This window comes from Pseudomonas sp. LSJ-87, from assembly GCF_032971465.1.
Classification (GTDB): domain Bacteria; phylum Pseudomonadota; class Gammaproteobacteria; order Pseudomonadales; family Pseudomonadaceae; genus Aquipseudomonas; species Aquipseudomonas putida_Z.
Map to the genome: position 1 here is coordinate 72,541 of NZ_JAWJYQ010000017.1, position 18,181 is coordinate 90,721.

The 18,181-nt window shown below is 62.1% G+C and carries 16 protein-coding genes; 8 read left to right on the forward strand and 8 right to left on the reverse strand.

The features are described from left to right. The first annotated feature begins 12 nt into the window (after positions 1-12). Positions 13-507, forward strand: a complete 495-nt coding sequence (locus RYH74_RS11580) for a hypothetical protein (RefSeq protein WP_075046458.1) — start codon at positions 13-15, stop codon at positions 505-507. Positions 508-658: 151 nt separating this feature from the next. On the opposite strand, the gene hrpB is transcribed toward RYH74_RS11580, so the two are convergent. Beyond that, positions 659-3,187, reverse strand: coding sequence for an ATP-dependent helicase HrpB (hrpB, locus tag RYH74_RS11585; RefSeq protein WP_317409426.1), 2,529 nt, complete (start codon positions 3,185-3,187; stop codon positions 659-661). Between the two features lie 117 nt (positions 3,188-3,304). On the opposite strand from hrpB, the gene RYH74_RS11590 reads away from it, so the two are divergent. Both RYH74_RS11590 and RYH74_RS11595 read left to right on the forward strand, forming a co-directional pair. Next, positions 3,305-3,724 (forward strand): polyribonucleotide nucleotidyltransferase, encoded by a 420-nt coding sequence (locus RYH74_RS11590; RefSeq protein ID WP_075046460.1) that lies wholly within the window; start codon positions 3,305-3,307, stop codon positions 3,722-3,724. A 22-nt stretch (positions 3,725-3,746) separates the two neighbouring features. Further along, a complete protein-coding gene (locus tag RYH74_RS11595; RefSeq protein ID WP_075046461.1) occupies positions 3,747-4,619 on the forward strand; it encodes a cation diffusion facilitator family transporter in 873 nt (290 codons plus the stop codon). 199 nt (positions 4,620-4,818) lie between these two features. Here the strand turns inward: RYH74_RS11595 and RYH74_RS11600 are convergent, their stop codons facing one another. After that, positions 4,819-5,604, reverse strand: coding sequence for a DUF6515 family protein (locus RYH74_RS11600; protein ID WP_317409427.1), 786 nt, complete (start codon positions 5,602-5,604; stop codon positions 4,819-4,821). Positions 5,605-5,999: 395 nt separating this feature from the next. On the opposite strand from RYH74_RS11600, the gene RYH74_RS11605 reads away from it, so the two are divergent. After that, a complete protein-coding gene (locus RYH74_RS11605; RefSeq protein ID WP_003249795.1) occupies positions 6,000-6,476 on the forward strand; it encodes an Lrp/AsnC family transcriptional regulator in 477 nt (158 codons plus the stop codon). Positions 6,477-6,530: 54 nt separating this feature from the next. Beyond that, complete coding sequence (locus tag RYH74_RS11610; RefSeq protein WP_013974331.1) at positions 6,531-6,734, forward strand: DUF2788 domain-containing protein; 204 nt, start codon at positions 6,531-6,533, stop codon at positions 6,732-6,734. 113 nt (positions 6,735-6,847) lie between these two features. Here the strand turns inward: RYH74_RS11610 and RYH74_RS11615 are convergent, their stop codons facing one another. From RYH74_RS11615 to ycaC, 4 genes are all read right to left on the reverse strand, one after another. After that, positions 6,848-7,480 carry a pseudouridine synthase gene (locus RYH74_RS11615; RefSeq protein ID WP_075046463.1) on the reverse strand — a complete coding sequence of 211 codons (633 nt, stop codon included), beginning with the start codon at positions 7,478-7,480 and terminating at the stop codon, positions 6,848-6,850. Positions 7,481-7,486: 6 nt separating this feature from the next. Then, positions 7,487-8,950 carry an AMP nucleosidase gene (gene amn, locus RYH74_RS11620; protein WP_075046464.1) on the reverse strand — a complete coding sequence of 488 codons (1,464 nt, stop codon included), beginning with the start codon at positions 8,948-8,950 and terminating at the stop codon, positions 7,487-7,489. A 177-nt stretch (positions 8,951-9,127) separates the two neighbouring features. Then, positions 9,128-10,780 (reverse strand): acyl-CoA dehydrogenase family protein, encoded by a 1,653-nt coding sequence (locus RYH74_RS11625; RefSeq protein WP_075046465.1) that lies wholly within the window; start codon positions 10,778-10,780, stop codon positions 9,128-9,130. Positions 10,781-10,935: 155 nt separating this feature from the next. Beyond that, positions 10,936-11,565 carry an isochorismate family cysteine hydrolase YcaC gene (gene ycaC / locus RYH74_RS11630; RefSeq protein ID WP_075046466.1) on the reverse strand — a complete coding sequence of 210 codons (630 nt, stop codon included), beginning with the start codon at positions 11,563-11,565 and terminating at the stop codon, positions 10,936-10,938. A gap of 319 nt (positions 11,566-11,884) precedes the next feature. Between ycaC and RYH74_RS11635 the strand changes: the two genes are divergently transcribed. Together RYH74_RS11635 and RYH74_RS11640 are read left to right on the forward strand one after the other, a co-directional pair. Continuing rightward, positions 11,885-13,294 (forward strand): PAAR domain-containing protein, encoded by a 1,410-nt coding sequence (locus tag RYH74_RS11635; RefSeq protein ID WP_084785274.1) that lies wholly within the window; start codon positions 11,885-11,887, stop codon positions 13,292-13,294. Next, positions 13,287-13,691 (forward strand): hypothetical protein, encoded by a 405-nt coding sequence (locus RYH74_RS11640; protein WP_075046467.1) that lies wholly within the window; start codon positions 13,287-13,289, stop codon positions 13,689-13,691. The genes RYH74_RS11635 and RYH74_RS11640 overlap by 8 nt, the downstream gene beginning before the upstream one ends. Before the next feature lie 689 nt (positions 13,692-14,380). On the opposite strand, the gene RYH74_RS11645 is transcribed toward RYH74_RS11640, so the two are convergent. Both RYH74_RS11645 and RYH74_RS11650 read right to left on the reverse strand, forming a co-directional pair. Beyond that, positions 14,381-14,641 carry a DUF3077 domain-containing protein gene (locus RYH74_RS11645; RefSeq protein WP_003257593.1) on the reverse strand — a complete coding sequence of 87 codons (261 nt, stop codon included), beginning with the start codon at positions 14,639-14,641 and terminating at the stop codon, positions 14,381-14,383. A 482-nt stretch (positions 14,642-15,123) separates the two neighbouring features. Beyond that, positions 15,124-17,112, reverse strand: coding sequence for a sensor histidine kinase (locus RYH74_RS11650; protein WP_317409429.1), 1,989 nt, complete (start codon positions 17,110-17,112; stop codon positions 15,124-15,126). Between the two features lie 265 nt (positions 17,113-17,377). On the opposite strand from RYH74_RS11650, the gene RYH74_RS11655 reads away from it, so the two are divergent. After that, positions 17,378-18,175: a hydroxymethylpyrimidine/phosphomethylpyrimidine kinase gene (locus RYH74_RS11655; protein WP_061550648.1), complete on the forward strand. Its 798-nt coding sequence runs from the start codon at positions 17,378-17,380 to the stop codon at positions 18,173-18,175. Positions 18,176-18,181: the final 6 nt, after the last annotated feature.

The following is an 18,181-nucleotide window of genomic DNA, read 5'->3' on the forward strand; positions in this document are numbered from 1 at the left end:
GAGGAAAACGTCATGGAGCAAACAATCAGTACTCAATATGCCGAATCGTTTCGAGGCCGGCTTTTAATGCGCCTCGACGGTGGTTACGCCAATACTCGGCTTAGTCGTAGTGGCGACAAAACCGATGATAGTTTCTTTGATTTCTCCCCTGGGGATGACTGGTTAATATTGGGCGGACGCACGCTGCCGCCACTGTTGGAGTTCCGTTATATCTCCAAAACCGAAGATCGCCTGCATTATCACATCCACCTTTGGGGACAACCAGACAAGAAGTTGGGTGTCAGCCGCAATGGCTACCTCGGCTTCTACAAGTATGCCGAAGTCACCGATTACTGGATGATCGAGCCACTGCACCTGCTCAATGGATCTCTCATCTGTCATCTGCGAGACCAAAGCGGGCAGAGCGTGGGCGCCATTGACTACAAACGAGACGAGTACCAAGAAACGTTAGCCCCGCTGAATGTCAAGAAAGGTCAGATCGTCACCTTCGACCTGACGAAATATTAATTCATAGGGAGCACTTCGATGAAGCGCACATCTATTGGCGCTTCTTAGCCTTCACAAATTTTCTTTGGCCGAATTACATGATTCATGAGGATAGCCAGATCTCTAACCCTCTGAACAAGGCAACCGATCTGGCTACCGCCCTGCGTCACATTCAGGTGCCACGCGGCTTCGCCCGCGCGGTCGCATCGGCCACCAAAGGGTCATCCGGCCAATAGTGCTTGGGATAACGCCCTTTCAAATCCTTCTTAACCTCGGCATACGTCGTGCGCCAGAAGTTGGCCAGATCCTGGGTCACTTGTACCGGCCGCCGTGCCGGTGACAACAAATGCAACTTCACTTGCTGACGGCCTTGGGCAATACGCGGAGTATCGGCGAGGCCGAAGAGTTCCTGCAGACGCACGGCGAGAATCGGTGGGTTTTCACTGTAGTCCAGGCGAATGTTCGAGCCGGAGGGCACCGCTAGATGCGCCGGTGCCCATTCGTCCAGGCGCTGAGGCAATGGCCAAGGCAGCAGATTGCGCAAGATCGAGGACACATCCAGGGCGGCGAAATGGCTCAGCCGCGAGACCTTGCCCAAGTATGGCTGCAGCCAGTCTTCCAGGGTCGCCAGCAGCGCTTCGTCCCCCAGGTCAGGCCATTCGCTTTGCCCCTCTTTGTCCAGATCAAGCTGACGTAACAGCGCCACCCGTGCTTGCCATTGGCGAAGTTCCGGGGTCCAGGTAAACACGTTCAGGCCCTTGCGCCGCACCAGGCCAAGCAACGCTTTGGCGCGGGCATCGTCATCCAGGTTGGGTAACGGTTCACGCCCCAGCACCAGCTCGCCGACCTTGGTCTGGCGTTCGGCACGCAGCACCTGCTCGCGTTCGTCCCAGTCGAGGATATCGACGCGCTCGACCTGCTCGGCCAGCACGCCCTCGAGCAGCGCCGGATCGAATTCGGCAGCCAGATAGATGCGCTCTTCGCGCTGGCCCTGGCGGCTGCCCAGGTCGGCGATCACCAGCCACGGGCACTTCATCAGTGCATCGACTTCGGCAAACAGGGCCGCACGGCCGTTGGCCAGCCGGTATTCCGCACCGCCCTCGCGGCGCTGCTGGGCGACGCGGTCGGGGTAGGCCAGCGCCAGCAGCGCGCCCAGCCAGCGCGGGTGATCGGGGTCCGCAACCGGCGCGCCTGGTTTGCCACGCAGCAGGCCACGGTACTGGCGAGCCAGTTGGCGCGCACGCTGCACACCGCCGTGGCTGCCACGAGCAGCTTTGCTTTCGCCACTGACCAGCGCCAGCCGGCTGTGCAAATCGGCACCACCGCCGCGCTGGATATCCCGCTCGCCCAGCAGCGCAGCCACATCACAGGCCATCTGTGCCAGGCCCAGGTCCTGGCCGCGCAACAGCAGATGCGCGATACGCGGATGCGCCGGCAACTCGGCCATGGCCTGGCCGTGTTCGCTGAGGTTGTCGCGGCTGCCGGGCTTGAAGGCGTTGAGCCGCGCCAGCAGGTCCTGGGCCTGGGCGAAGGCGGCCGTGGGAGGCTGGTCGAGCCAGCGCAACTGCTCGGGCGTCACACCCCAGCGCGCCAGTTGCAGGGCCAGGCCGGCCAGGTCGGCCTGCATGATCTCGGCGCTGCCGTGGGCGGCCAGCTGGTCATGCTGGGCCTCGGACCACAGGCGATAGCACACGCCGGGCTCCAGGCGGCCGGCACGGCCAGCGCGCTGAGTGGCACTGGCGCGAGAGATGCGTTGGGTGTCCAGACGAGTCATGCCGCTGCCGGGGTCGAAACGCGGTACCCGGGCCAAGCCTGCGTCGATCACCACGCGCACGCCGTCGATGGTCAGGCTGGTCTCGGCGATGTTGGTGGCCAGCACCACTTTGCGCAGGCCCTTGGGCGCGGGGTCGATGGCCGCACGCTGGGCGTCGAGATCGAGCTCGCCATGCAGCGGGCAAAGCAGGACCTCGGGGCGCTCGCCCAGCGCTTCCTGCAGGCTCTGGTGTACCCGGCGGATCTCGGCTTGACCTGGCAGGAATACCAGCAAACTGCCGGTCTGGTCAGCCAGTGCCTGCAACACGCTGTCCACTACCCGAGGCTCGATGAACTCACCCGGCTGGAAAGGCCGCCCCCAACGGATGTCGACGGGGTGCATGCGGCCTTCGCTGCTGACCACCGGGGCATCATCCAGCAGCCGCGAAAGGCGCTCGCCCTCCAGGGTCGCGGACATCAGCAAAACCTTCAGCGGCGGATCGTCCCGCAGCAACTCCCGGCCGTTCAGGCTCAATGCCAGGGCCAGGTCGGCATCAAGGCTGCGCTCGTGAAATTCGTCGAAGATCACCAGCCCCACACCCTCCAGCGCCGGGTCGGCCTGCAGGCGGCGGGTCAGGATGCCTTCGGTCACCACCTCGATGCGGGTTTTCGGCCCGACCTTGCTGTCCAGGCGGATGCGATAGCCCACGGTTTCGCCGACCTTTTCGCCCAGCTCGCTGGCCAGGCGCTCGGCCGCAGCCCGCGCTGCCAAGCGGCGGGGCTCGAGCATGAGAATGCTCTGCCCAGCCAGCCACGGCTCGTTGAGCAGCGCCAGCGGCACGCGGGTGGTCTTGCCCGCGCCAGGTGGCGCTTCGAGCACCGCTTCGTCACGGTTTTCCAGGGCCTGGCGCAGGGCGGGCAAGACAGCATCGATCGGTAATGAAATCATGGTGGTCCTCGAACAGTCTGGCGAGTATAACGGCGAACCCAAGCTGCCCTATCATGGTCTTAGCTTCAGGTGCAGGCGTTTCGCTTGCCCTGCTGAATACCTTTTCGGAGTTTTTACATGCGCATCCCATCCCGCGTCATCGGTGGCGCCCTCATCGTCACCTTGCTGACCCAACTGACGGCCTGCGGCACCATTCTGTACCCGGAACGTCGTGGCCAGATCGGCGGCAAGATCGACCCAGTGGTTGCCGCAATGGATGCCATCGGCATCCTGTTCTACGTGATCCCGGGGCTGATCGCCTTCGGTATCGACTTCGCCACGGGCGCCATTTATTACTCAGGCGGGCGATCCGCCCAGGTCGACCCGGTCAAACTGCGCGAGGCCGTGAGCCCCGATGGCAAGATCGACAACCTGAAGTTGCAGGCCATTCTGGAAAGCGAACTGGGCCAGCGCCTGCCGCTGAACGACCCACGGCTGATCCAGCATCGCGGCAGCATCGAGCAGTTGGCCAGCCTGGGCCTGGTACCTGCAGCCTGAAGTACAAGGACACTACCCACGGATGATGACCACCCCGGCTGAACACCAGCGCCTGCTACGCCTGGCCACTCGCGCCTCGCTGGCGGTGGCCAGCATCCTGGTCCTGAGCAAGGCATTAGCCTGGTGGCTGAGCGGCTCGGTCAGCCTGCTGGCCGGGCTGACCGACTCGGCACTGGATGCCGTTGCCTCGTTCCTCAACCTGCTCGCCGTGCACTACGCCCTGCGCCCGGCCGACAACGACCACCGTTTCGGCCATGGCAAGGCCGAGGCCCTGGCCGGTATGGCGCAGGCGCTGTTCATCGGGGTCAGCGCGGTGCTGATCGGGGTGCAGGCGGTTGAACGCCTGCACACCCCGCAACCCTTGGGCGATACCGCCGTCGGTATCGGGGTAATGCTGCTGTCGCTGGTGCTGACCCTTGCCCTGCTGGCACTGCAACACAAGGTCATCCGCCTGACCGGCTCCACGGCGGTACGGGCCGACTCCCTGCACTACCGCTCGGATCTGCTGCTCAACGGCAGCATCCTGCTGGCCCTGCTGCTGGCACGCTTTGGCTGGCCGCAGCTGGATGCGCTGTTCGGCCTGGGCATCGCCGTCTATATCCTCTGGAGCGCGCTGCAGATCGCCCGGGAGAGTACGGCCATCCTGATGGACCAGGAACTGCCCGGCGATGTTGGCGAGGACATGGCTGCGCTGGTGCTGGCCATTCCCGGGGTCAAAGGCGTGCACGACCTGCGTACGCGGGTGTCGGGCAACCAGTGGTTCGTGCAGTTGCATCTGGAGATGCCGGGGCAATTGCCGCTGCATGAAGCGCATGCCTTGTGCGTGGAGGCCTCGAGGTTGATCCGCCAGCGTTATCCACAGGCGGATGTGATGGTGCACGCGGATCCGGTGTGAACCTGCAAGGGCCCTATCGCCGGCAAGCCAGCTCCCACAGGAACCGCACCGGCCTGAAGGCATGCGCAATACCAGTGGGAGCTGGCTTGCCAGCGAAGGGCCGGGACAGGCAGTTCCCACAGGCACTACTTCAGGCCGGTGCGGTTCCTGTGGGAGCTGGCTTGCCGGCGATAGGGCCGGGACAGGCAGCACATCTGGCTCAGTTGATGCTGTAGCCTCGGCCGCTGAAACAAGCGCCCAGCGCCCGCCGATAGTTGTCCGCCACATTGGCCGGCGGTGCATAAGTCGCCGTCGCCGGGTCGAACCCTGACTGGCTCACCGCCCAGCGGTGGCACTGGTAACGGTCCTGGTCCTGCTGTTCCTGCCCTTGCCCATACATCGGGTAGGCCACCACGTCATACCCACCGCCTACAGGTGCCGGCACCGCAACCGGCGGGTTGACCACCACGTACTCGCGGCTGTCGGCCAGGTACTGGTAATAGGTATCGGCCACCAGGAAGAACAGCGCCCCGCCCAGCCAGACTTCCCGCGCATAGGGCGGCAGGTAATCGACCCGCAAGCCACGGGGCGGAGTCACCACGACATAACGGCCACCATGGGGGCGATACCAGTAACCACCGGAGTAGAAGTAGTCATCGCCACGGTAGGGTACTTTCCAGTAGCGGTCCGGGAAATGATCGATGGTGTGCCCCGGGCGATACTGCGGCCCCGGCCCCCAGCCATTGCCATGACCATCCGGGCGCCCTTGCCAGTCACCACCGGGCCGTTGCCCCGGGCCACCGGCTTCCCAATGGCGGTTATCGCCATGGCGGCGGGGAATGTCCTGGTAATAACCCTGGCGTGGCGGCTGGGTCTGCTGCACTTCGTCACGCGAATTGAGCGAGCGGCCCGGCGCCCCCTCGCCCGGCCCTTCGGCCATGGCCCCGAGGCTGATGCTCAACCCCAACACACCAACACCTGCCAACTGCCAGATGCGCGACTTCATGCTGTTCCTCTCGGTAGAAAATACGGCAACCACAGCCAGTCTACCGCGCCTGTCACGCACGCCAATTAAATTTCCGGACATGAAAAAAGGGAGGCCGCTGGGCCTCCCTTCAGGAATTGTCGTCCGTGCTCGGCACTTGTGGCGCCGGCTCACCTCACACCGTCTTCTGGAAGGTGTGTAGCCCGGGGGCCTGCAGATCCTGTTGGATGGCTGGCCGCGACCGCCCGCCTAGGGCGCGTCGCCGTGGACTGATGTCCGGTCAGTGATTCTGTGGATAAAGATACCGGACAGGTTGCGGCAGATGATTGCGAAGATTGCTCGGATAAATAGCACTTGCGCAATTTTTCACCCTGGATTGATAATTCACCGCAATCCGAACAGAAAAGGCATAAACCATGAGCAAACTTGACCGCTATGACCTGAGCATCCTCGCCGAATTGCAGCGCGATGCGCGCATTTCCAACCAGGAACTGGCCGAACGCATCGGCCTGTCGCCTTCGCCATGCTCGCGTCGGGTCAAGCAACTGGAGGACGATGGCTACATCTCGCGCCAGGTGGCCCTGCTCGACCGCAAGAAGCTGGGCCTGAGCCTGACTGCCTACGTGCTGATCGGCATGGACCGCCACACCCCGGAGCGTTTCGAAACCTTCGAGGCGGCCATCCGCAACCTGCCACAGGTGCTTGAATGCAGCCTGGTCACCGGCATGGATGCCGACTACCAGCTGAAGGTGGTGGTGCCCGACATGGACCACTACCAGAAACTGCTGCTAGGCAGCCTGACCCGCATTGAGGGCGTCACCAGCGTGCGTTCGAGCTTCGTGCTGAACCAGGTGCTGGCCAGCACCGAGCTGCCCTTGACCCACCTGCGTTAATTGCCTGCGCCAGCAAGCGTATAATCGGACGCTCAACCCGCCTGGAGAACACCGATGGATCCCGCCGTATTCGAAGAGTGGATGATGATCATCCTGGTCACCGTGTTGATCGGTTTCATGGGTTTCATCGTCTGGGACCTGGCGAAAAAGTCCAAGGCCGGGCGGTTCGGGACGCTGATCCTGTTCTTCGTGCTGGGCCTGGGGGTGCTGGCCTTTATCATCAAGAGCGTGGTGGTGGGGTTTCTCGAAGGGGTGTAGAACATTCAGGGCCATTCGCGGGCACGCCCGCTCCCACAGGTCTGGCGCTGCACTTGAGGGCTGCACCATACCTGTGGGAGCGGGCGTTCCCGCGAATAGGCCCTTGAACTGGACTAAAGCTTGGCGGCCACTTCGCGCCAGCAGCCCTGTTCCAACCCATCCAGCGCCCAGTCGCCAATCCGCACCCGCACCAGGCGCAAGGTCGGCAACCCCACCGCCGCCGTCATCCGCCGCACCTGGCGGTTACGCCCTTCGCGAATAACCAGCTCCAGCCAGCTGGTCGGCACGCTCTTGCGAAAACGCACCGGCGGGTTGCGCGGCCACAGCGCCGGCTCGTCCAGGCGCCGCGCCTCGGCCGGCAAGGTCGGCCCATCGTTCAGTTCCACACCATCGCGCAAGCGCTGCAACTGCTCCTCGCTCGGCTCCCCCTCCACCTGAACCCAATAAGTCTTGGCAAGCTTGTGCTTCGGGTCGGCAATGCGCGCCTGCAGGCCGCCATCGTTGGTCAGCAGCAACAGGCCTTCACTGTCGCGATCCAGCCGCCCGGCCGGGTACACGCCGGGGATGTCGATGTAGTCCTTGAGCGTCGCGCGCCCGTCGCCGTCGCTGAACTGGGTCAGCACGTCGAACGGTTTGTTGAACAGGATCAGGCGCGGCTCGGCCGGTGGCGCCTTGGGCTGGCGACGCGGGCCGGTGGCAGGCCGCGCCTGGGGGCGGCGCGGCTTGGAACGGGGTGGCAGTGACATGGATCCTCAGCGGAACGGCGGCTCATCGAAACTGCGCAGTTTACGCGAGTGCAGCGAGTTGAGCTCAGTGCGCAGCAAGTCGAGGGCGGCAATGCCGATCTTCAGATGCTGGCTGACCGCCCGGTTATAGAAGGCGTTGGCCGAACCCGGCAGCTTGATCTCGCTGTGCAGCGGTTTGTCGGACACGCACAGCAAGGTGCCGTACGGCACGCGCAAGCGGTAACCCTGGGCGGCAATGGTACCGCTTTCCATGTCCACGGCCACGGCACGCGACAGGTTGATCAGCGGCCGCTCCTGGGCCCAGCGCAGCTCCCAGTTGCGGTCGTCGTAGGTCAGCACGGTGCCGGTGCGCAGGCGCTTCTTCAGCTGTTCGCCACGCTCGCCGGTGACCTGCGCGGCGGCTTCCTGCAAGGCCAGCTGCACTTCGGCAAGGGCCGGAATCGGGATGTTCGGCGGCACCACCCGGTCGAGAATGCCGTCACGGCGCATGTAGGCGTGTGCCAGCACATAATCGCCGATGGTCTGCGACTGCCGCAGGCCGCCGCAGTGGCCGATCATCAGCCAGCAGTGCGGGCGCAGCACGGCCAGGTGGTCGGTGATGTTCTTGGCATTGGACGGGCCGACGCCGATGTTGACCAGCGTGACGCCGTCGCCGTCGGCGGCGATCAGGTGATACGCCGGCATCTGGTAGCGGTGCCAGACCACGCTGGCCACCAGGGCCTGGATTTCACCGTGGTCCATGCCCTTTTCGATGACCACGTTGCCCGGCAGCACCATGCGCACGAAGCGCGGGTCGTCACGCAACTGGTCGAGGCCGTGGCTGATGAACTGGTCGACATAGCGGTGATAGTTGGTCAGCAGGATCCACGGCTGCACATGGCGCCAGTCGCTGCCGGTGTAGTGCACCAGGCGGCGCAGCGAGAAGTCGACCCGCGCGGCATCGAACAGCGCCAGCGGCAGGGTTTCGGCACTGCCCCAGTCATACAGGCCGTCGGCGATGTTGTCGGTGGCAGCCGACAGGTCGGTGCTGGGGAACACCCGCGCCAGCTGCGCGGCGGTGATGCCGCTGCCGGCCAGTTCGTCGCCCTGGTCGACCACGTAGGGGTAAGGGATGTTCTGTTCGCTGACGCCGACCTCTACCGTGACGGTGTAGTCGTGCATCAGCGGGCGCAGTTGCTCCAGCAGATAGCCACGGAAAGCAGCCGGCTGGGTGATGGTGACACTGTAGGTACCGGCCACCTGGACCTTGGCGTAAGCCCGCGTGGTGGCGGCGACTTCACCGTGGCTGTAGTAGGTCAGGCGCAGCGCCGGGTAGCGGAACAGGTCGCGCTCTTCGACGCCTGGCTCGGTACGGTCCTTCAGGTAACGCTTGAGGGCCTGGCTAAGGGCCCCGGTGGCCTGGTCATGCAGGGCCGCCAGACGGTCGACGGCCTGTTCGGGGGTATCAACGACTACAAAAGCTTGGCTCACACTGTGCTTCCTGTCTGGACATGCATGTGAACCATCTTGCCTGCCTTCTTGGCTAAATACACCCCCATTGATCGGTGTTGCATCCATTCGCGGGCACGCCCGCTCCCACAGGATCTTCACTGCCCTCAAGTACAACGCAGTACCTGTGGGAGCGGGCGTGCCCGCGAAGAAGCGAGCTCAGTTCGCCCAGGCTGGCGTCGCCCTGGCCACCAATGCCTCCACATCCACACCCCGCGGCAACGCCCCATACACGCGCCCGCCCCCCGTCAAGCGGCTGTCGATAAATGCATCACTCACCACCGCATTGCCCGCCTCAAGCAACAGCTTGGCCTGCAGCGCCAGGGCAATATCCTCGGTCAGCTGCCGCGCGCGGTACTGCATGTCGCCAGTGTCGGCAAACGCCCCCTTGAGGTTACCGATATGCGCCGCCAGGCGCGGGTCCCCGTGCCCATCGCCCAGCTCGGCGAACAGCGCATCGAGCACGCCCGGCTCCTTGGACAAGGCCCGCAGCACGTCCAGGCACTGCACATTGCCCGAGCCTTCCCAAGTCGAGTTGACCGGCGCTTCGCGGTACAGCCGTGGCAGGATGCTGTCTTCCACATAACCTGCCCCGCCCAGGCACTCGGCTGCCTCGTTGATCATGGCCGGCGCGCGTTTGCAGATCCAGTACTTGCCCACCGCCGTGACCAGCCGGGCGAAATGCGCCTGCTGCGGGTCTTCCAGCTGCTCCAGCGCCTGCCCCATGCGCAGGCTCAGGGCCAGCGCGGCCTCGCTTTCCAACGCCAGGTCGGCCAGCACGTTCTGCATCAACGGCTGCTCGCTCAGCAGCCGCCCGCCGACCTTGCGGTGTGCGCAATGGTGGGTCGCCTGGGTCAGCGCCTGGCGCATCAGGGCGCTGGAGCCGACCATGCAGTCGAAGCGGGTCATGGCCACCATTTCGATGATGGTCGGCACGCCCCGCCCTTCTTCCCCGACCATCCACGCCAGGGCACCGCGGAATTCCACCTCGCTGGAGGCGTTGGAACTGTTGCCCAGCTTGTTCTTCAGGCGCTGGATATAGAACTGGTTGCGGCTGTCGTCGGGGCGGTGACGCGGCAGCAGGAAGCAGCTCAGGCCTTTTCCGGTCTGGGCCAGGGTCAGAAAGGCATCGCACATCGGCGCCGAGCAGAACCACTTGTGCCCGACCAGTTCGTAGGGCTGCCCCGGGCCCGCGGCGCCGACTGGATAAGCCCGGGTGGTGTTGGCCCGTACATCGGTGCCGCCCTGCTTCTCGGTCATGGCCATGCCCAGGGTGACCCCGGCCTTGTGGCGGTCGCCGACGTTACGCGGGTCGTACTCGCAGGCGAGGATTTTCGGCAGCCAGTATTCGGCCAGCTCGGGTTGCAGCCGCAGCGCTGGCACGGCAGCGAAAGTCATGGTCAGCGGGCAGCCGGTACCGGCCTCGGCCTGGCTGTGCAGGTAGGTCATCGAAGCCCGCGCCACATGGGCGCCGGGGCGGGGTTCGGCCCATGGCAGCGACGGCAGGCCGTGCTCGACGGCAGTGCGCATCAGTTCGTGATAGGCGGGATGGAACTCGACCAGGTCGATGCGATGGCCGTAGCGGTCGTGGCTGCTGAACTCCGGCTTGTGCGCATTGGCCAGGAAGCCCGCCTGCATCAGCGGGCCACCGGCCAGGGCACCGTAGGCATCAATCCGCGATTCGGCCCAACCCGCACCGAAACGCCGCGACCATTCCTGTAGCGGAATGTCGAGGCGGTACAGGTTGGCACCGTCGAGGGGCGGTGGCTGGTTGGTGACTTCGTGGGTTTCAGCGTACTGGTGCAGGTTCATCGGGGGCTCCTGGATCCGGGTAGCTTGAGAGCCCCAGTGAAGCACTCCCTGTGAGTCAGTCAAAGTGACATTAATGACTAAACATGTGGTGCGGGGCGCATGTCTTGAGCATGCGTCAGGGCTGACAGGTGTTCGCCCTCACCCAATCCCCCGCCTTACTTCCCGGCAGTCAACGCGTTGTAGCTGGTCATCAGATTGCGATAATCCGGAATGTGGTTGGAGCACAGCGCCGCCAACCCTTCCACATCATTGCGCCAGTCGCGGTGCAGCTCACAGGCCACGCCGAACCAGGTCATCATTTGCGCGCCAGCGCGGCTCATGCGGTCATGCGCCGCATCACGGGTCATTTCATTGAAAGTCCCGGAAGCATCAATAACCAAAAACACCTCGAACTCTTCCTCCAAAGCCGACAGCGCCGGAAACGCCACGCAAACCTCGGTCACCACGCCCGCAATGATCAGCTGCTTCTTGCCAGTCGCCTTCACCGCCTTGACGAAGTCTTCGTTGTCCCAGGCGTTGATCTGGCCTGGGCGGGCGATGTACGGGGCGTCCGGGAACAGTTCCTTCAGCTCTGGCACCAGCGGGCCGTTGGGGCCTTGTTCGAAGCTGGTGGTGAGGATGGTCGGCAGGTTGAAGAACTTGGCCAGATCAGCCAGGGCCAGCACGTTGTTCTTGAACTTGTCCGGCTCGATGTCACGCACCAGCGACAGCAGGCCAGCCTGGTGGTCGACCAGCAGTACGGCGGCGTCGTCTTTATTCAGGCGGTTGTAGGTGAATTTGCTCATGGTCCGTGCTCCTAAGGGTTTTGATCTTTTCATTAAGTTGGGTGTTTCGCGTTGATGGGAGAAGATTAAAACCATCACCTTTGGAGCGGTAGATAGTGGTTTTTGGCTTTTACGTTCTGTTTTGTGAACGATGGATTGGTGCTGGATTTGCTGGCCTCTTCGCGGGTTCACCCGCGAAAGGGCCGGCACTGCCGTCAAAAAAACATGTAGTCCAAATCTGTATCTCTTGTAGGGCTCCTCCCAAAGCCTCCCCACCCCGAAAATACCCGCCCACAGCCTGCTAGGTTCCTGGCTCCCACCTTAAAAAAAGAGGCGAGCCATGAGCATGCGCATGAACATCTTCGGCCGATATCAAGGCCTGGACGGCGACGAAACCACCACCGGCGCCATCTGCATTGCCAGCCAGGCCAGGGGCCGCGTGCATGGCCGCAACTGGCTGCTGCAAGGCGACCCGACCACACCCTGCCCGCTATGTGGACAAGCGGGCACTATCGTCGAGGGCGAAGCCCGCTGGCGGCAGGATGGCATTCCCACGGCGATGGACGGGGCACTGGTGCAATGCGGGTGCCCACAGGGCAGCAATCGCGTAGTTGCAAATGGGTTCGCACCATCAGCGTCGCGCAGGGCACCGGCACCTGAACCTGTTCGCGAGGCACCCGCGCAGGCCCAGACGGCAAGCCCGATAAGAAGTACCTATCAGCCTGAAGTGGCTCAGCCCTCGCCTTCTCCACAAGGCATGGAACCCGGCTTCTACATCGTTCCGCGTTGCATGACGTATCAGGAAGTACTGGCAGAACTGGGCGCGCCGCAGGCCAACCTGCCTCGGTCAATTCTGGAGCGGCTGAACCCGACCTATCAGCAGGGGTTCAAGGCGGGTGAGATATTTGTCATTGGTGATGGTTTAAGACGCCCGGTGTGCACTCGGGAAGAGCTCTATGCGATGAGTGCGGCGAAGCAGGCGCGGGAGGACCTGGCAGACCTCACCCCGGAAGAAGCTAACTTCATGATGCGTCACTTGCCTGAAATAGCGGGGTTGCTGAGCAGTACCAGTTTGGCAATGGGGGTGAGTGGCGCCATGATGGCTCAGGTTCTGGATGATCTTAGTGCGACGTTGCGCAAGATCGAAGTGCTGCACCAGCATCAGTTTTCCAAGCATGGTCATCTACGTAGTCCGGAGTTTTTTGCTGAACGTAGAAAGCTACTCAGAAAATTGGATGCGCAGCTGAAGGTGGGCTTTCTTAACAAGCACATGAACCTCGGAAGCCATGACAGATTACGAGGCGACCTAGGCATTTCCTCAAAAAGCCTAGTACATCACTGGAGCAAGGCCGGAGCACCAGGCGGCATCCCTGGATATTCAACGCACCTAGACAAGTTGAAACGCTTGTCTAACCACCTAAGAAAAGGTGGATATGTAGGGCTGGCAATCGGTGCTGGGTCGTCTTGGCTGAAAGCTCAAGAAGCATGTAGATCAGGCAATACTCAATCCTGCAGAAAAATAAGATTTACTGAGGTAGGCAATTTTTCAGGTGGCCTTGCATTAGGTACCGCTTCGGGAGCAGCTGGAAAAGCGATAGCAGGCTTTGCCTGCGTTAGCCTTGGGGCCATAAGTGGAGCAGCATGTGCCATTGCAATCGTCGGCGCTAGTTCATACGCTGGGAGCGTAGCTGGCATGAGCATCGGTGAGTATATAGGGGAAGAACTCTATGAATTAACCGAACATGAATGAATTTCTTGAGTCTCTCTGGGGTTTGGGATTTCTGGCCATGCCTTTTGCGCTCTTTTTCGCAGGGCTTTCAATGACGGCGCAACTCGCTTATCTGCCTAATTACCGGAAACTCCAGCACGCTTTAAGAAGAAGTGAGCACTTGAAAAGAGTCGCGCTTTGGTGGGGGGAACGTAGCTTTTACTCCCGGGTATCAGTCGTTGCCACATTGAGTGGCATCGCGTTAAACCCTGAATATTTTCTGAAACGAGGGCTTCTCGATCCAGATGATGCCTCAAACTTTCCAGCAAGCTTGAGAAAGAAGATGCGCATTGTATTTCTATTACTACTGGTAGCATTTATTTGGTCGCTGCTAGCCGCCATCCTGATCAAATTGAAGCGCATACAATTCTGGAGCTAAATTAAATCTAAGTGCAACTCATGAATAGACCGAGCATTGCAAGCACCCGATTAGATCAAAACAGCGCCATTCCAAAAAGCAACGACCTTACTGCAAGAACTGTCACGCCACGATTTTGAGGCTTTCAAAATGATTGATCATCTTGACGTAAAGCTAAGACTACTCCTGCTAGGCACGCCAATCTGCCTAGCCTTAATTGGGTTTGTATCTGACATTCACATCGCGTGCTCTCGCCAATATAAAGTAATGACCTCAGCGCTCCAACGGAGCGCATGCCTTCCATATGCGACTGCCATGTGGGGAGAGAAAAAAATAGGCTCCAGAATTCTAGTTATTTCTGTAATCGCTGGCGCCCTTGGGTCCCCCGCCTCAAGCATTCGCAGTGGGCTATTGGATGAGCAAGACCACTTACAATTCCCTAAGAATTTAAGAAAGAAAATACTCATTGCATCTTCGCTAAACACTATTGGAGTTGCATGGGTAGCGATATATTACCTAATGAAGCTTATGAAATGAGAAACCACCCACATAAATCAATCGAACATAGATTTCGAAATATTGGACGGCACCGGATACGCCGCTGATCGCGGGCACGCCCGCTCCCACAGGAGTTGTGCATAACTTGGACGATGTGCGATCCCTGTGGGAGCGGGCATGCCCGCGAAAGGGCCGGTGCAGCCAAACAAAACTCAGCGCATCAAACCCAGCTCGGCATCATCCAGCAGCGCCTTGGCCATGGCTGCGAAGTAGTGCGAAGCCCACATCATTTGCTGGTCGCCATCCATCAAACCGGTCAGCGACAAGTCCCGCGCATAGCCCATCAGCTCCGAGGCCTGCTCACGGGCGCTGCGACAGGGGATGCCCTCGGCAATGCGGAACAGTGGATGGGTTTGGCCTTCGCCTTGGTAGAAGTAGGTAACGCCAGGGGTGGTTTTGGTTTCGTCGTTCATGAGTTCGGCACCATGGAGATATGTGCCACCCGTCCGTTTCCACACATAGGGGTGACAGCTGCACACGGGGTGGAAAACCAGGCATGGTGCGAACCCGGTAGGCCCAAAGGCCTCCCGCGTACAGCTGTCGTAACGACACGCACCATAGGTCTTGCCAGGTTTCCACACCCGATCGCTGAACCGTCAGCGACTGGAAAAGCCTAGAGCGCGGGATTTGCAGGAACAATCAGACGCGTGTCGACAGAGGTTGTAGGGTATTTCGCAGGGGATGGAGTTGCCAGTGCTGAAGCGTAGGAAGAGTCTGGCGTTGTTGTAGGAGTTCAGGTGCGGTCAGAGCATGTCCTGGGGGCCGCTTGCGGCCCTTCGCGGGCATGCCCGCTCCCACAGGGATCGCGCATTGCCCGAACTCAGCACCAAACCTGTAGGAGCGGGCGTGCCCGCGAAGGGCTGCAAAGCAGCCCCAACAAAGCCTGCGAAAATCTCTAAAGCGACCGTCGCGTCTGCAGAACATTCGATGCCATCTGCATCTGCGCAATAGCCATGTTCAAACTCAACTCGAACCGGCTCCCCAACCCCCGCGTCGACTCATGCGACAACCGTGCACCCAGCAATTCCCCCATCTGCCGGCAGATCGACAAACCAATCCCCAGCCCGCCATAACGCCGGGTCATCGAGCCATCGACCTGGAAGAAGCGCTGGTACAGGGTCGCCTGATCGAGGTCATCGAAGCCGATACCGCTGTCGCTGACCATGAAGGTCAGCGCCAGGTCGTCAGGCCCCACCCGGCGCCCGCGCACCTGGATCATCACCCCGCCCTGGTGGGTGAACTTCAAACCGTTGTCCACCAGGCACCCCAGGCAGCGGGCCAGCTTCTGAGCATCGCCCAGCAACCCGTCCGGCACATCGGCCGGGATGTCCAGGCTCAGGTACAAGCCTTTGCCCAAAGCCTGCCCGGCATAACCGGCACGCACGCCCTGCAGCAGGTCACGCAGGCTGAATGGCGCCGGCTGCGCGCGCAGCCGGCCGGCCTGCAGTTCGGACAGGGTAAGAATGGCATCGACCATATCCATCATGCCCTGGGCCGAGCCCACCGCCGTGCGGTGGTACTGGGCCATCTCGGCCTCCATCGGCAGGGTATGCATCAGCTCCAGCGAGCCGATCACACCATTCATCGGCGTGCGCAGTTCATGGGTCACGCTGGCCAGGAACTCGTCTTTCAGCCGGTTGCTCCTGGCCAGTTGCAGGTTCAGTTGTTCCAGCGTGCGCCCGGTGTCTCGCAAGGTCTGCGCCTGCTGCTCGCGCAGGCTGTTGATGCGGTCGGCCAGCGCCAGCGACAGCAAGGCCACCTCCAGCGCCGACCCCAGCTGGCTGGCATACATGGTGATGAACACGTTCGGCAGGTAGCCCAGCACCATCAGGGTGTTGACCAGGCCACCAAGCAGGAATGCCGTCCAGGCGATGATGAACCAGCGTGCCACGCGCAAGCCACGCCACCAGGCGTACAGCCCGGCAGCGAAGATGCTCACGGTAAACAGCAACGCCAGCACCGTGGCCATGCGCAGGGCGACGCCGTAGGGCATGCTCACCGCCAGCACCATGGCCATCGCGCCACCCAGCATCAGCAGCTGCAGCAGCCGGTCGAAACCACGGCTGATGCTGCCCAGTTGCAGGAAATGCCGGGCGAACTGGCAGCCGAACAGGCCAGCGGCCCCGATGAACAACGGCGTCGAAGCATTCGCCCACCACGGGCTGTCCGGCCAGAAGTAGGCCACACCGGCGCCATTCACCGACACCTGGTAAAAGCCGAACGAGGCGATATAGAGGATGTAGTAGAGGTAGCTGACGTCGCGCACGCTGAGGTAGATGAACAGGTTGTACACCAGCATCACCAGCAGCACGCCGTAGATCATCCCCAGCACATACAGGCGCGTGGGCTGCTCCTCCATGTAGGCCTGGGCGGACCACAGCGCCAGCGGCGCCTGCACCGAACCCTGGCTGTGCAGGCGCAGGTAGGCAGTGGTCACCTGGCCAGGCGGCAGCTGCAGTTCGAACAGGTAGTTGTTCTGCAGGATCTGCCGGCTTTGGTAGGGCAAGGCGTCGCCGGTGCGCCGGGCCAGGCGGTAACTGCCACTGCTGTCGGGCAGGTACAGCTCGAGGTGGTCCAGCGGCGGATAGGCCAGTTCCAGTAGCCATTGCCGTGGGGCGGCGCCGGGCGCGGCGACAGGGCGCAGTTCGACCTTGAGCCAGAACACCGATGTGGAATAACCGGCGTTCAGCACGTCTTCATGGTGGGGGCGAAAATGCTTGGCGAACCCAGGGGCACTGACCTGGGCGATGCTGGCACTGCCATCGAGGTCTTCATAAACCTGCATGGCCTTGCCCAGCGGAAGATGCCGCGTAGCGTCGTCGAAATCGACTGCCCCGGCCAGCACGGGCAGCAAGCCCAGAAGCACAATCAGCAAATAGCGCATACAGCCCCAGCATGGCCTGTCCGGTCGAGTCGCGGTTGCCTCCCATCCGTTTGAGACGACACGATCCGGCAGAACCCGTTTGTAGAGTTATCCGAGCACTCTAGCATAGCTTCGCAACCTGGCAATCGACCATATCCAATCACAAAGAAAAGGCTCTAAATCAATGCTTTCAGAAATTAAACCGGTAAAAAACTGACCTTATGATCAACAAAACTCGTTTGTAGGACGATCCGCCCAAACAGGATTGGTGGTAAGCTCGCCGACCATGAATACCTACAGCTCCCGCCCCGTTGTCCTCTGTCTCTCCGGCCACGACCCCAGTGGCGGCGCCGGCCTGCAGGCAGATATCGAAGCCCTGATCGCCCAAGGCTGTCACGCCGCACCCGCAGTGACCGCCCTGACCGTGCAGGATACCGTCAACGTTTCCGACTTCCGCGTGCTCGACCGCGAGTGGGTGCTGGCCCAGGCCAACGCCGTGCTGGCCGACTCCACGGTGGCCGCCGTCAAGCTCGGCATGCTCGGTTCGATCGAAATGGTCGACACCGTCGCCGAACTGCTGGCCGCCCACCCGCACCTGCCACTGGTCTGCGACCCGGTGCTGCGTGCCGGTGGTGGTGGCCGCCTGGGCAAGGACGAAGTGGGCTACGCCCTGCGCGAACGCCTGCTGCCGCTGGCGACCATCGCCACGCCGAACCTGCCCGAAGCCCGCATCCTTGCCGAACTGCCCGAAGGCACCGCCGACGAGTGTGCCGAGAAACTGTTGCCGTTCTGTAGACACCTGCTGATTACCGGCGGTCACGGCGACGAAGACGAAATTCACAACCGCCTGTACAGCCGCGACGGCCAGCACCACACCTGGACCTGCCAGCGCCTGCCGGGCAGCTACCACGGCTCGGGCTGCACCCTGGCCAGCGCCCTCGCCGGCCGCCTGGCCCTCGGCGAGCAGCTGGAAAGCGCCGTCCGCAGCGCCCTGGACTACACCTGGCGCACCCTGCGTGACGCCGAACAGCTGGGCAAGGGCCAGTTCGTGCCGCGTCGCCTGCCGCTGGATTTCTGCTCCTGACACGAG